At 43.6% G+C, this 14,986-nt stretch carries 12 protein-coding genes, 2 tRNA genes and 1 other RNA gene; 7 read left to right on the top strand and 8 right to left on the bottom strand.

The features are described 5' to 3' along the window. The first annotated feature begins 107 nt into the window (after positions 1-107). The gene (gene aroC, locus AC5JPO_RS04235; protein ID WP_493852601.1) at positions 108-1,211 is read left to right on the top strand and encodes a chorismate synthase; all 1,104 of its coding nucleotides are present in this window, start codon (positions 108-110) and stop codon (positions 1,209-1,211) included. Positions 1,212-1,345: 134 nt separating this feature from the next. On the opposite strand, the gene AC5JPO_RS04230 is transcribed toward aroC, so the two are convergent. From AC5JPO_RS04230 to AC5JPO_RS04215, 4 genes are all read right to left on the bottom strand, one after another. Beyond that, positions 1,346-1,546 carry a hypothetical protein gene (locus AC5JPO_RS04230; protein ID WP_493853360.1) on the bottom strand — a complete coding sequence of 67 codons (201 nt, stop codon included), beginning with the start codon at positions 1,544-1,546 and terminating at the stop codon, positions 1,346-1,348. Between the two features lie 130 nt (positions 1,547-1,676). After that, positions 1,677-3,440, bottom strand: coding sequence for a two-component system sensor histidine kinase CreC (gene creC / locus AC5JPO_RS04225; protein WP_493853359.1), 1,764 nt, complete (start codon positions 3,438-3,440; stop codon positions 1,677-1,679). Positions 3,441-3,456: 16 nt separating this feature from the next. Continuing rightward, entirely contained in the window at positions 3,457-4,233 is a 777-nt protein-coding gene (locus AC5JPO_RS04220) for a response regulator (protein ID WP_493853358.1), read from the bottom strand. A gap of 233 nt (positions 4,234-4,466) precedes the next feature. After that, complete coding sequence (locus AC5JPO_RS04215; RefSeq protein ID WP_493853357.1) at positions 4,467-5,825, bottom strand: glycerophosphodiester phosphodiesterase family protein; 1,359 nt, start codon at positions 5,823-5,825, stop codon at positions 4,467-4,469. Between the two features lie 395 nt (positions 5,826-6,220). On the opposite strand from AC5JPO_RS04215, the gene AC5JPO_RS04210 reads away from it, so the two are divergent. The 6 genes from AC5JPO_RS04210 (at position 6,221) to AC5JPO_RS04185 (ending at position 10,797) form a co-directional block, all read left to right on the top strand. Beyond that, positions 6,221-6,892, top strand: coding sequence for an alpha/beta hydrolase (locus AC5JPO_RS04210; protein ID WP_493853356.1), 672 nt, complete (start codon positions 6,221-6,223; stop codon positions 6,890-6,892). Positions 6,893-6,977: 85 nt separating this feature from the next. Further along, positions 6,978-7,336, top strand: a transfer-messenger RNA (tmRNA) gene (gene ssrA, locus AC5JPO_RS04205). 376 nt (positions 7,337-7,712) lie between these two features. Continuing rightward, positions 7,713-7,964 (top strand): hypothetical protein, encoded by a 252-nt coding sequence (locus AC5JPO_RS04200; RefSeq protein ID WP_443524461.1) that lies wholly within the window; start codon positions 7,713-7,715, stop codon positions 7,962-7,964. Between the two features lie 248 nt (positions 7,965-8,212). Continuing rightward, positions 8,213-8,458 (top strand): hypothetical protein, encoded by a 246-nt coding sequence (locus AC5JPO_RS04195; RefSeq protein WP_319050129.1) that lies wholly within the window; start codon positions 8,213-8,215, stop codon positions 8,456-8,458. Positions 8,459-8,547: 89 nt separating this feature from the next. Next, positions 8,548-8,724, top strand: coding sequence for a YdcA family protein (locus AC5JPO_RS04190; protein ID WP_493843473.1), 177 nt, complete (start codon positions 8,548-8,550; stop codon positions 8,722-8,724). Between the two features lie 444 nt (positions 8,725-9,168). Then, complete coding sequence (locus tag AC5JPO_RS04185) at positions 9,169-10,797, top strand: long-chain fatty acid--CoA ligase (RefSeq protein ID WP_493853355.1); 1,629 nt, start codon at positions 9,169-9,171, stop codon at positions 10,795-10,797. A 288-nt stretch (positions 10,798-11,085) separates the two neighbouring features. Here the strand turns inward: AC5JPO_RS04185 and AC5JPO_RS04180 are convergent. From AC5JPO_RS04180 to AC5JPO_RS04165, 4 genes are all read right to left on the bottom strand, one after another. Then, positions 11,086-11,172, bottom strand: a tRNA-Leu gene (locus AC5JPO_RS04180). A 124-nt stretch (positions 11,173-11,296) separates the two neighbouring features. Continuing rightward, positions 11,297-11,370 (bottom strand) — tRNA-Cys (locus tag AC5JPO_RS04175). A 225-nt stretch (positions 11,371-11,595) separates the two neighbouring features. After that, complete coding sequence (fdhD, locus tag AC5JPO_RS04170) at positions 11,596-12,651, bottom strand: formate dehydrogenase accessory sulfurtransferase FdhD (protein ID WP_493853354.1); 1,056 nt, start codon at positions 12,649-12,651, stop codon at positions 11,596-11,598. Beyond that, positions 12,652-14,985: an FdhF/YdeP family oxidoreductase gene (locus AC5JPO_RS04165; RefSeq protein ID WP_493853353.1), complete on the bottom strand. Its 2,334-nt coding sequence runs from the start codon at positions 14,983-14,985 to the stop codon at positions 12,652-12,654. Position 14,986: the final 1 nt, after the last annotated feature.

Genomic DNA, 14,986 nt, shown 5'->3' with positions numbered 1-14,986 from the left:
TAACAGCTGATATCCGTAACCGACATCTGTAATCGATAATTATAAGCACTAATCATAAAAGATGGATCAAATAGTCATTAGTAACGTTTACTTGTTTAAGGACAGTTATGGCAGGCAATAGTATTGGGCAGGTTTTTACGGTTACCACTTGCGGTGAGTCACATGGCGCAGGCCTTATGGCGATTGTTGACGGTGTACCACCAGGTTTGGCGTTATCTGCAGAAGATTTGCAAGTAGACTTGGATCGCCGCAAGCCAGGATCGTCTAAGTATTCAACTCAGCGCCGCGAGTCTGATGAAGTTGAGATTATCTCCGGTGTATTCGAAGGCAAGACCACAGGTACGTCTATCGGTCTATTGATTCGTAATACCAATCAAAAATCAAAAGACTATAGCGATATCAAGGATACCTTCCGTCCTGGACACGCTGATTATACTTATAGCATGAAATATGGCTTCCGTGATTATCGTGGCGGTGGTCGTTCATCTGCCCGTGAGACTGCCATGCGTGTGGCAGCGGGTGCTATCGCAAAGAAATACTTGCAAGAACGTCTGGGCGTACAAATTCGTGGTCACGTGACTCAAATCGGTAGTGAGCACAGTAATGTCCTAGAGCCCAGCCAAATCGATTGGGCGTTCGTAAATAGCAATCCGTTCTTTTGTGCTGATAAAGAAGCGATTGGTCGTTTTGAGACTCTGATTGATAGTCTGCGTCGCGAAGGGACCAGTTGCGGTGCCCGTCTTGAAGTCATTGCAAGCGGTGTACCCGTAGGCTTGGGCGAGCCAGTGTTTGATCGTTTAGATGCTGATATCGCGCATGCGATGATGAGTATTAATGCGGTCAAAGGGGTTGAGATTGGTGATGGTATGGACGTGGCAGGTCAATTCGGACATAGTGCTCGTGATGAGCTGACGCCAGATGGGTTTGCGGCCAATCATGCAGGTGGTATCTTGGGCGGTATCTCATCAGGGCAAGATATCCGTGTGAGTATTGCGCTAAAACCAACGTCTAGTATTACCACGGCTGGTAAGAGTATCAATACGCAAGGCGAGGCAGTCGATATGCTGACTAAAGGTCGCCATGACCCATGCGTTGGTGTACGTGCGACGCCCATCGCAGAGGCGATGCTAGCAATTGTAGTGCTCGATCACTATCTGCGTCACCGCGGTCAAAACGCGGACGTGAAACCACCAGTGCAATCAATCACCTAGTATTTCCGTCGTAGAGTAATCAGCCCTTCATCGTTTTTAGTATTCAATTACTAGAGGCGATAAAGGGCTTTTTTGTGGCTCGTTATAATATTGATTATGTTTGAATACATTCAGCGTGTTGAGCTGTCAAAGTATTAGGCTGCTAATTTATAATCATTAATAGCCACACATTGTTGATGCCGAAAAATTAGTAATAACCGCTGACTGGGAATTGCTAACCAGTGCCCAAAATCAATGCTACTCAGCCCTTGGTTTGATAATATCTCTATACAATGATAACGGCTATGACCTACTAAATCTCTAATAGTAAGGCTGTCAGTGAGTAATTTTGCCATTTGATATCTTCTCCTAATTTGCTTTACGAATTTGGCTGTTCAACAGCCTATAGCGCTATCGTAAAGTGAAGAGATAGAAATCATATGCAGTCATGATGGAAAATTGATGAACTGCCGTGAATGTTTAGTTCTAAGCCAATGGTAGGCTGATACTAACAATGACGCCAGAACGTTGCTTTTGATGGGTGCTGAGTTTACTAGCACTAGCTTTACTCTTGTCGACATGGGTGTTGTTAATAGTGACTTGACCACCGTGATGTTCGATGACTTGTTTTACCAAAGTCAGTCCAAGCCCCGTACCTTTTTTGAGCGTACTACCAGCGTTAGTAGCCGGTTTTGATTCAGCGGTTTGGTAAGAGGGTTGGCTCTGATGCGATAAGCTAAAATAACGCTCGAAAGCCTTTGCGATAGCGTATTCAGGCAGCAGCTTGCCATCATTAAATATATCGATAGTTACCGTCCGCGCTGTACCATGCAAAGAAACTTCAACAATGCTGTCAGCAAAATGAATGGCATTATCTAGTACGTTCTGTAGCACTTGTATCAACCAAAACTCATCAGCGAACACGCTAGTAGACGCTAAGATATCTGCTGGCAAGTCTATGTTGTTGGTCACTTGCTCATTATCAATATAGATATCAATAGGTTTAAGGTTCTGCTGCTGCTGTTTAGCTGTATTGTCTTTTATCAGGCTCTGCAATAATGGCAGTAGGGACGTTGGCTGACGATTGAGCTTAAAGGTAGGCTGCTCCACTTTAGCAAGTAATAGCAGTCGATCGATAAGCTGCTGCATTTTTATACTTTGTTCACCTATCGTTTCGATAAGCATCTGCCGATCATCATGATCAAGGGCATTTCCATCCATGCCATCATCCTCTAATAGCTCACCACTGGCGCGTATCGCAGTCAGCGGGCTTTTAAGCTCGTGCGTCAACGTATGCACATAGTCAGTGACGTAAGCACGATTCTCCAAGCGATGTTTCATGGACTCGATTGTGTCTGTTAGGCTATTTAGTTCATGACCGAGATAAAAGTAGGGCTTTTTGGTGTCTTCTGCTAGTGCACTAGTGTATTGGGTGACTAAGGTAATGCTTTGCTTAAGCCACCATGCTACTAGTCCTGCCAGAATAAGGGCTGCGATGCTCATAAATAGCGCGGTGATGAGCATGCGATTACGCGTATCGTCTAAGTAGGGCAATATGCTAGCGACAGGCTTGCCGACACTGACCACGCCCATAATGTCACCAGATGCGTTTTTTATTGGTTGTGCCACATACATGACCGAACCATCACGCCGTTGGTAATCTTTTAGCGTACTTCTTGCGCCGTACTGACCTCTTAGTGTGAGATAGACATCGTTCCAGCGTCCGTAATTCTGTCCTTCGTTGTTATCAGGTTTGGGGAGCGAATCGTAAATGACCTTGCCACTACTGTCTGTCACATATACTCGAAAGCTGGTATGGTTTTTGGTCTGGTAGACAGGGCCCAGACTATCGTCAGTCGTTGACATATCAACAAACGCAGCATCAAGCTGCGCCTGGTAAGCTTCATCATAAAGCTGACCTGTAGATAGAGGCACCTGTAGACTAGCAGCAAGTAATTTACTGGTATCTAGTAGTGTATCTTCAATGACTTGCTGTGCAGTGGGCTTGACGTAGCCAAATAACTGAGTAAAGGCAACCACACCGCAGACAATGAGTACCAAAGCGACCGCCAACCAAATTCTAAAGAATATACTCAGATTGAGCAGTCGCTTGCGTTTAGGGACTTGCTGCGCAGTACCAATAGGGTGCAGTTTGGCATACCAATTGCTTTGATCATCGTCGATGTTGTGATCACGATTGATGGCACTATTGCTATTACTATCACTACGGTTATCGGCTTTATGATTCATAGGTTCAAAGCCATTATCAAGCAGGACATAGTGCGTAACCCAGTCCGCGATGTGTGTGAATCACATCGATACTCGCATCGATGGTCGCCAACTGCTTACGAATCGACTTAACATGACTGTCAATCGTGCGCGCCAAGCGATGGTCGGGATAGTCGCTTACTGCATTAAGCAGTTGCTCACGACTAAACACTTGGTTCGGTGCTTGTAATAATGACAGTAAGATTTTGCGCTCAGTGTTACTAAGCTCAAGCTTTTGTTCTTGCCATCTCAATGAGTAATTAAGCGGCTGATAGTGCCAAACACCAGATTGATTCTCGAACGTCAGTGCCTGCCCAGTTAGGTTGCTTGCGGGCGTGTTTTCAACTTTGTCATTAGTTGTATAAGATTCAGACTGCTGAACCAGTAACTGCTCACGTCGCCAGATAGCCTTTAAGCGTGCGACTAGTTCACGTGGACTAAAAGGCTTGGAGCAATAGTCATCACCGCCCATCTCCAACCCCAAAATACGATCGACCTCATCGCTACGTGCAGTCAAAAACACGATAGGTAAATCTTTTAGCGTATCGATATCAGTTGCATGACGTATTTGTTGGCACAGACTCAAACCATCACCATCTGGCAGACCGACATCCATAATAATCGCTGATAGGTCGCGAGCCTCATCACTGTGCAGCATGGGTAACACGCTACTGGCATTATCTAACCATGTCATATTCCAGCCTTCACGCTTGCAAGTCACTTTGAGTGACATGGCAATAGCAGGATCATCTTCTACCAGTAAAATATGGGTCATAGTCTCTACATCGTCTTATAATCTTATTAAATTATCGTAGCACAAAAGCGTATGTTGCTATTGCTGCCATGAGTCAAATGATGTGAAAAGTTAATGGAAAAGGGAGGTGCTAAGTAAACCGTTTATGATGTTACTCCCTTGATGCATTCAACAAAAAAGGCCAGCTCAATGAACAAGCTGACCTTGATAATAAAGATTAAGCATGATTGTCTGTTAATAGACTAAGCTAAAACCTATTTAAGACCTTTGCAGTTGGCATAGTAACTCACTGTAGCAGGCCAGTCCGAAAAAATACCCTGAACACCAACGTCTTGTGCTAGTACGTCAATATAATTCATCATGTCACCATCATTATTGATGGCATCGTCAAGACCGCTATAGTACCAATCACCACCATTCGTTAACGGTCCTGAGCGTTCTATTGACCACGTAATAATGTTGAGACCATTAGCCTTGGCTTGTTTTGCGTATTCTGATGGTTGCATATTTCCCTTACCATCAGTAGTGACCAATAGCCAAAGCGCTGGTGCAATGGTGTTGATACCACGTGCTTTGATATCAGCCAATGAGTGTTTCCAAGTGGCTGCGTCATCTTTATCAAATGTTTTATCCTTAGCGGTCTCGTTGCTGTCATCTATAAGATAGACGGCATTAGCGCCATAATCGGGCTCATTTTTGATCCAGTAATCAAGATCTTCTATATTGAATGACTGAGCAAACATATCGCTTGCAGGTACATTGGCAGCTTTATAAGTGTCTATTAGCTGTTGGCGGTAGTCGTCTAAACGATAGCCATTAAATGGCATGGTCACTGCAGGCGCTTTTAGCTCAGGTGTGTGCTTCATACCTAGCTGGCGTGCCAATGCGATATGCTCTTTTAACGTCATCACCTTGCCGTTTTGTGAATACAAATCCGTTCGCCAAGGCGCGGTTGCATTCATATACTCGCTAATGCTGGTTGCTTCTTTATTGGCAGCATCCATTTTACCCGTCAGTGTCTTGAACTCAGCACCGCTAATATCTGAGGTTCGGCATTCGATACTGCCGGCATTGGTAAGTTTGCCTTTAGCATCTAAGATGGGCGGTACGGTACATTGCTTGGCCAACGGCGTGGTCAAAATATTAGTAGTGGTGTGCAAATCGTTTTGGGCATGACGACAGACAAGCTCCCCATCATTGGTAAACGCTACATCACATTCCAAGATGCCAGCACCCATTTGCGCTGACGCCACGTAGCTGTCATAGGTATGTTCAGGCAGTTGTAATGGCGCACCTCGATGGGCAATAGAGAAGTCAGTCTTACTTGGCAGTTGCCCTTTACACGCCTGTAGCTCTTCTCTTAGTGGTCCCTCGTCCATATCATTGATCAGATAAAACGGACGCACGCCATAGGTGTATGCAATAGGTGAAGACGATTGCGGTTGCGTCGTCGATGAAGGGGCTTTTGATGTGAGCATTGAGCGGCTATCGGCAGTGCAACCTACTATCAATAATGAGCTGATCAGCGTTAAAGGTAAGGCAAGATTAATCTTATTAACCTTGGCCGGCGTCTGCTTACTCAGCTCAAGCGCTGATTTATTAAAAATTGTCATGTAAAATGTTCCTGCAAAATTATAAAAATCCCATCGGTTATATGGATAGGAATTAAAAAAATAACGTTTTGCTAAAAAGCACTAAAGTCAATGTATTCTTGTAAAAGCTTAACCGTGTAAGAATTTAGCATTAATGCGGATACTATTGTAGGCAAGTGTACTAAAGAATAGACAGTTAACAGTATTCAAGCTTGATAGTATTGAACCTATCAGTCTTAAGATCATACGTGTCTTTTTATAGAGTTCACATTTTTGCTATTGTCCATTTAGTACCTCACTATTGACCATACTCTCAAACTAACAGATGATATTGACCATATAATGACACACACATTATTTTGGCAAAAAAGATAGAAATGCTTAAGGCATATCTCACTACATTATTAAGGATAACTATGAGTAACTATTTAGACGCAGTCGTCGTTGAGCACAATCCCTCTCAAAAAAAGATAGATCGCGCAGTGATTTGGCTGCATGGCTTAGGTGCTAGCGGTCATGATTTTGAGCCAGTGGTACCGCAGCTTGGACTGGCTGATGATATGGCAGTACGTTTTATCTTCCCACATGCACCTAAACGCCCAGTCACGGTAAATGGCGGCATGGTGATGCCAGCATGGTACGACATCATAGAGATGAGTCTGGAGCGTAAAGTAGATGTGGCTCAGATTGAAGAGTCTGCTCAGCAGATACAAGATTTGATCAGTCGTGAGATAGAGCGCGGCGTGTTACCAGAGCATATCGTTATTGCAGGGTTTTCGCAGGGCGGGGCAGTGGCATATCACGTGGCACTTGGCTACCCAAAACGTTTGGCTGGCTTGATGACACTTTCTACCTACTTAGCGACCAATGATAATATTGAGTATAGCGCCGCTAATAAAGACATGCCAATTTTGATCGAACATGGCTCGCATGATCCAGTGGTACCTGTCATCCTAGGTGAGCAAGCACAGCAGTTATTGTCAGCAAAGGACTATAATGTCTCTTATAATACGTATCCGATGGCACATCAGGTCTGCATGCCGCAGATTCAAAATATCGGTCAGTGGTTAAACACGGTTTTGGCTTAGTCTACTAAGCTGTAACGTAATGTAATACAGGTCTCATATAGGTTGAAAACTCGCCTGATATTCCTATATAATAAGCGACCTTATTGGGGATGTTCTGGCTTCGACGCTGGTGATGAAACTCAATGATGCATGTCGAGAGTGTATGTCCTCTCGTTAATCAAACATATATTGTTATAGTCGCAAACGACGAAACTTACGCTCTAGCAGCATAAACCCTGCTTACTTAGTTGCTGATCACCTACAGTTGGTTAACTAAGTTGAAGCGTCCGCATGTAGGCTCGCCACAAGGGGTTGTCTCAATCGCTTGGGTTCAAAAGTAGAGAATCGTCCAATCCATCCTGACTGTCGGATCGGTGCGGACTAAAATTAAAGACAGAAACTAAACATGTAGATTCATGAGCGTAATGCTGGCGGACGCGGGTTCAACTCCCGCCATCTCCACCAAACACTGATAAAGGGCTGACCGTCATAGACTGTCAGCCCTTTATTTTGCCTGTTTTTTAGGTTTTAATTTCTATCTCGTCCTATGATGCTCTATATAGAATGTTGGTATTACTAGTAGTACCGGATATTATAAATCTGCTTAATATTAACAAAAATAGTTCGACCCTCCCACGCTGTTCTGTCATCAAATCGCATAGTTTCTGGTCTGATAAATCCTGTCAGTTGTACCATTTTAATCAACGAAATCTCTATCTTAAGTAATGAGATTTGCGCTCTAATACGCCCATTCAAAACTTCTGAGTCTAAAAAATATATTGCAGAAAGTGAATTTATGGGTAAAGTAGAGACTCAACGGGTCATATTTTAAGGATTAGAGATGATTATCGAACTACAAGGAAGTAGGTTGACACAAGCGATCCTAGAACGCAGCGATACCGGTGTATGGTGTGCTGTGAGCAATGTTAATGACGATCATGCGATGGCAACTATCGATAATGGGTATTACGAATTATTGGTCACTATCGTATCTTTTGAACAAGATAAGTTTGTCTGCGATCAAGGCAATTTATGGCGCTATGCTGTACCGATTAAAAAGGTGGAACTTACTCAGGATGAAGTAGGACTGTAAGCAGTTATTGTCTAAAACAGTTGGACCTTGTGGGTCTGAGCATCAGCATTTATAGTCATTCAACGATGCGCTTGGACTATTATAGTCGCTTCTTTAACGGTTAATTGTATGTCATGATGTTTATGTAGAATAACAATGGCACGCATAAAACAGTTAGGACATCGGAACTCTAAGATATATTCAGGTGACTGCTCCTATTATCCCAATTGTTTAACTGAACGATCATATTCATCGTAGGAGTTATCATTATGGATAAGGGAGTTGTAGGAAGCGAGTTGACCCGTTCAATGCTTAAGAATGGTCACCAAGAAGTATGGTGTGCCGTGAGCGACATAAGCGATGAAGATGCGTTAGATGACCAAGCGGATAACGATTTTACAGCTTGTATTGTAAATTTTGAAGAGGGACAGTTTTATTGTAATGCTGATAGGACGTGGCTTTATGCTGTGCCAATCGAGATAAGTGAACTGACACAAGATGAAGCTGGTTTCTGAGTAATAGACATAAGTCAGATAGTTGTTGATGAGAGTCATTTGTAGTGATATATTTTCGATTATATTGCGCAACTATTGAGGGTGTTATGATGAAATTGTGGTCAGCTTTTATTGTATCGTTATTACTCATGGCACCCGCCATGCAGGCGAATGCTCAGAATAAGCCATGCTCTGGTAAAATGGGCGGTGTGTCTCATTGCGAAGGTGGCAAGTTCGTGTGTAAGAATGGCAAAATTAGCCAGTCGAAGAGAGTATGTAATGGCTAATAACGCAAACACATTTCGGCATCGTCTGTTACCTTTGTAATTAAAAAAGTAGCTATAGCGCCCGGCTCAAAAGTATGTCGCATCATACTTAATTTTGATGACATTATAAGTTGAGCACTCGTTTACTGTCTTTGCTCATGACTACTAAATATCAAAAATCCGATCACTTAAGGTGGTCGGATTTTTTGTTTTACTATTACTTGTTGAAAGCGTTAACAGCAGGGGGGCTTATAAATCTCTGTTAGAGAAGTCATAAATAAAAGGCGTGATTTTAATAATCTAGCACTAGATGCTTGGTAGTAGGCTTTTGTTATCTAATCAGCTCATAATATTCGCTTGTCATCATCCATAATTCTGATTATTCTTAGTTGTGGCCTAATTTTAGCATCAGAAGATGTACTCATAAGAGTAAGGTGACATTAAAACAACTACAGGGAATGTACTATGTTAGGAAAAATGATGTATCAGCCATTGCTGATCAGCGGTCTTATCGAACACGCCGCGCGCTACCATGGCGATACGGCGGTTTTGTCCAAAGAAGTAGATGGTCAGATGACTCATACCAATTGGCAGAGTATTTCGGATAACTCAAAACGACTGGCTAATGCCTTATTTACCCTTGGACTCAAGTCTTCAGAGCGCCTTGCCACACTAGCGTGGAATAACCATCGTCATCTAGAAGCGTGGTACGCCATTTCAGGCAGTGGGATGGTTTGTCATACCATCAATCCACGCTTATTCCCTGAGCAGCTAAGCTACATTATCAATGATGCTGATGATCGTGTGCTTTTCTTTGATGTCACTTTTTTGCCATTAATTATGGCAATTAAAGAAGATATCAAAGGTATTGAACACTTTATTTGTCTAAGTGATCGAGATGATGATGTTGTCGCAAAGCTACCGAATGTATTATTCTTTGACGAATTACTAGCAGATCACTCTCCTGACTTTGAGTGGCCTCAGTTCGATGAGTCTACTGCCAGCTCGTTGTGCTACACCTCAGGTACGACAGGCAACCCTAAAGGGATATTGTATACCCATCGATCGTCTGTACTTCATGCGATGGCGCTGTGTATGCCTGATGTCTCAGCGCTATCTGCTCAAGATGTCTTGCTACCTGTAGTACCTATGTTCCATGTCAATGCGTGGGGTACTCCTTATGCTGCTGCGTTGACTGGTTGCTCCTTGATGCTTCCAGGTCCCAATCTTGATGGCGACAGCTTAGTTTCCCTCATTGACGATTATCACGTAACCGTCGCTTTGGGTGTCCCAACAATTTGGCAAAGCTTATTAACGGCAGCTAAAGCCAGAGGAAGTAAGCTAGACAGCATGACACGTACTATCGTTGGCGGGGCTGCCTGTCCACCATCAGTAATCAAAACCTTTAGAGAGGATTTCAACTGCGATGCGGTACATGGCTGGGGTATGACGGAGACCAGTCCGCTTGGAACAATGAACCAAATCAAAGCTAAGCATAAATCTTTGAGTAAAGATGAGATTAATGAATTACGTAACTCTCAAGGTCGTCCGCCTTATGGCGTGCAGTTACGCCTCATAGATACTGATGAGCCGCTTAAAAAAGTGAAAGAAGATGGTATCTCACAAGGTCGCCTACAAATCAAAGGTCACTGGATTATCAACGACTACTATACAGAAAACCCTGATGCCATTACGGAAGATGGCTGGTTTGATACCGGTGATATTGCCACCATTGATTCTGATGGTTATATGAATATTCGTGATCGATCAAAAGACTTAATCAAATCTGGCGGGGAGTGGATATCTTCAGTAGAACTTGAGAATATTGCAGTAGCACATCCACAGATAAAAATGGCAGCCGCAATTGCTGCAAAACACAAAAAATGGGGTGAGCGTCCAGTATTAATTGTAGTTAAAGAAGAAAATGCAGAACTCGACGAGGCACAAGTACTAAGTTTTTATGAAGACAAGATTGCTAGCTGGCAAATACCTGACAAAGTTATCTTTACAGACAGTATTTTGCTCAATGGTGCTGGAAAAATGGTGAAAAAAGACTTACGTGACGACTATGGTGATGCACTACTAGAGATGTGATAGTGGTCTCTTATACCATGATATCAGCATAACTTTAAAAGTCTCAAGTATGACAATGATATAGGTTTTGCTGAGCGTAGTGGTGCAAGTGAGAATATTTGAAACGCTTTTTGAATATCTTGGCTTGTGCCACGACTCTAGTTATTATGGCAATTGCGCATGGAGTATTGATATATAGAGCTTTTGAATAAAGTTCTATGTAGCAGGACAGTATAGAACGCCAGATACAACAAAGCCCCTGATATCAGGGGCTTTAGCTGTTCTATAAGATAGTATAGGACTATGTAATGGTACCCGGAGCCGGACTTGAACCGGCACGCTATTGCTAGCGAGGGATTTTAAATCCCTTGTGTCTACCAATTTCACCACCCGGGCAAAACTTGTATTATCTAATATGTAGACCAGTTGATAGACCATCTGGTTACTAGATAAGTGGTCGCTATTATAATCGGTTGGGATAATAATGCAAGCCAAAATTAACGTAAAGTTAATAAATAATTGGAGGCTGGAGTCGGAATCGAACCGGCGTTAACGGAGTTGCAGTCCGCTGCATGACCACTCTGCCATCCAGCCAATCAAGGTGGACTATATTAGCAAAAATATGCCAAATTACAAGTCATTTTTTATACAAACAAAGGTTATTTTTAATTAATATATATTTACCCTTTATTTTCAATTGGTTGAGTTGATATTGATTTAGTTATGATTAAATAATAAAAGGATAAAGACGTGTTAAATATCAAATTTCAATTTGATGAGCAATCTCTTTATCATTACCTTTATCTCTTTTAATATTATTTAGCCTTGTGAGTAGTAAGTAACTCGGTTGTTACGCAAAAATCCCGCTAACCCAAGACCATAGCGTTCAGCGACACGCACGGCTGTACTGGTAGGAGCCGACATACCGACAAGCCAAGGTATGCGGCTACGAACAGACTTCTGTACCAGTTCAATCGATAGGCGTGAGGTCATGAGTACGCAATCAACCGCTACTTTTTGTCGCAATTGCCAACCGATTAATTTATCGAGCGCATTGTGGCGTCCCACATCCTCAAACAAGTATAACTGCCCATTGTATATCGTTGCCGCTGCGTGCACAGCGCCTGTTAGCTGATGGGTGTGCTGTGCGGTATCCACTTGCTGACGTAGTCCTAATAGATAGTCAAGGCTTGGCACAGCTGCCTTAGAGCCATGTATGTTTGCTTGTGAGTAGTAGCTCAAGTCGGGCAATGCCTGTGTCAGGCCAGTGATACCGCACATACCGCAGCCTGTACGCCCTGCTAATTGCCGCTTCTGAGCTTGGATACGTTGATGGCAACGCTGGCTTAAGACCAGCTCTACGACATAGATATCGTAATCTTGAAATTGTTGTAAGCTTTGCTCAAATGATGATGGTTCGAAATTCTCGTCTCTTGAAGCCTGAGCAAACTTTTGGTAGCTATCAATATCCGTAAGATGAGTCACTTCCCAGTCGAGCAACTCGTGACTGTGCTGGATCAATCCTTCACTAAATAAGAAGCCAACAGCCAAATACTCTAGTTGGTAAGGACTGGCCATTAATACCGCATAATGAATCCCATTGATGATAATTGAAACCGCTGCTTCTACTGCCAAACTGGTGGTCTGAGATTCGATATAAGCTTGAGAGGTATTGTTCCCATTATTAAGTCTATCATTATCTAATGAGTAATAATGCTTATGCGCTAAGTGGTTACGAGCAAGCAGCATTCCAGACGCTGCAGTATCTTTAAATAAATCTGTCGTAACCGCGTTAGTTTCAGCTGTATCATCCATCATATCGGTGGTGCTAGGCAACTCACTTTGCTCAACTCTATCTGCAGTTATCATAGTCATTTACGCAGGCTCAGCTATTCGAGCGCCTGCATTGATGCGCTCCAAAATAACGGTCGTCGATTTGTATGCTGGAATATGAGAGTCTGGCGCATGTGTGTCTAAATCGAACAGATCGTTGCATTCAGGATAGTAAGCAGCAACTGCATTAGAGGCAATGTCCATCTCCGTTAATATCAGTGGACCTAGTATGCGTGGTTGTCCTGAACTGTCTTTAGCACGTTGGCGAGTCACCATAACGCGGTCACCTTTTTGCCAACCTAAGCGGCTTATCTCATCTGGATGCATAAACAACACATCGCGGCGATTGGTTTGGCGATAGCGGTCCTTAAACCCGAATATCATGGTGTTGAACTGGTCATGACTACGGACGCTGGTCAACTGCCAAACCTTTTGCGTTACTTTTTGCGTTGTATTCTTATCTTCATCAATGCTTTGCGCATCTTCCATTTGGGCTGCAACATACGTAATAGGGTATTGTGGTACTTCAAACTGCGCTTTGCCGCTCTCAGTATTCCATACGTGGTGACGCGCCGCATGATACAAATGGAAACCACGCTCAGAGGTGCGAATGCGTTGATTGAAGTCTTCAAATCCATTAATAGCTTGAGCGATATAATCCCGAATAAGATTAAAATCTTCGCTCATCGCAAGCCAAGGAATAGACGAGTCAGCACCGAGTACATGAACCGCTATATCTGCCACAATTTGTGCTTCAGATTTTAAAGTGTCGCTCACAGGTTTTAGTTTGCCTTGAGTCGGAACGATTTGGCACATTGAGTCTTCGATTGTGGCAAACTGCTCACCTTTTGTCGTCGCAAGACGCTCAGTACGGCCTAGGCAAGGCAAAATTATATTGTTTGCCCCTGGATATAACATCGTCTCATTAAGTTTAGTGCCGACAAATATATTGAGTTGAGTGGTGGTTAATGCTTGTTCTATAGCGCTCGTGTCAGGGGCTGCTACCGCGTAATTACCGCCCATACCCATAAAGACTTTTAGTTTACCCGCGATAAGCGCTTTGGCTCCTGTGACGACATCGTAACCATGCTCTTGTGGCATAGGTTGCTCAAAAACACGCTCAAGACTGTCTAGCAAGCTTTTGCTAGGGCGCTCGTGGATACCCATGGTGCGATCGCCCTGAACATTAGAGTGACCACGAACGGGAGAGGCACCTGCACCATCAATACCGATCATACCCATTAGTAGCAGTAAATTGGTAATCATGGCGACATTGTCATCGCCTTGCACGTGTTGGGTGATGCCCATGCCCCAAGTACAAATCGTCGCTGGGCTGTCAGCAACCAATTTAGCGAGATTGACAATATCTGTTTGGGTGATACCGCATCCGAGCGTAATATCTCCCCAAGTCTGCGCTGTTAGCCACTGTTTGAGAGGATCAAAACCTGAGGTATGAGTAGTGATAAAGTCATGGTTGATTCTATCGTTTTCAATCAGCCATTTGGCAATGCCCGTTAATAGCGCAGCGTCCCCGCCGATTTGAATTTGAATAACATCATCAACCATGTCAGCACTTTGACCAGCTGCCATATGCGTTGGTTTTTGCGGATTTCTAAATTTATTTAGACCTTGCTCACGCATCGGATTGATTGAGATGATTCGGCACCCTTGCTCATGCGCGTGTGCAAGCATCTCCAGCATACGTGGATGGTTGGTCGCTGGGTTTTGCCCAAACATCAAAATAAGCTTGGCTTGCTCAAAATCTTCTAGCATGACCGTCGCTTTACCAATACCTAACTGTTTGCTGAGCATGACCGATGTGGGCTCATGACACATATTAGAGCAATCAGGTAAATTATTGGTACCAAAACAGCGTACAAACAACTGATATAAAAAGGCTGGCTCGTTGGTCACGCGCCCTGATGTATAAAATAACGCTTCATCGGGTGAATCAAGTTGTCCCAGCTGTTCGGCTATTAAGCTATAAGCGGTTTCCCAAGGGATAGGGACGTAGCGATCTTGCTCGGCATCATAATAGACAGGCTCTGATAAGCGGCCACTATGCTCAAGCTCGTAACCAGACCATCCTTGTAGTTCAGTGACGGTATGCTTCGCAAAAAAATCGGCATCTGCTTTGTGAGTCATAGTCTCGCTGGCAATGACCTTGATGCCGTTTTCACAAACATCGATGGCTTTATGCGACTTATGATCAGGCCATGCACAGCCTGGACAGTCAAATCCGCCTTGAGGTTGGTTGCTTTTGAGCACGCTAATACCGCCTCGCAGAAACGTCTTATAGTCCATCAGTTTTTGAGTCGACGAGATCAGCGCAGGCCAACCAGCAGCAGGGTGGGAATAAATAGGAATTTTGCGCATG

This window comes from Psychrobacter sp. H25 (assembly GCF_059076335.1).
Note: the sequence above shows the minus strand (reverse complement) of the source record. Positions and strands in the feature narration are given on the sequence as shown.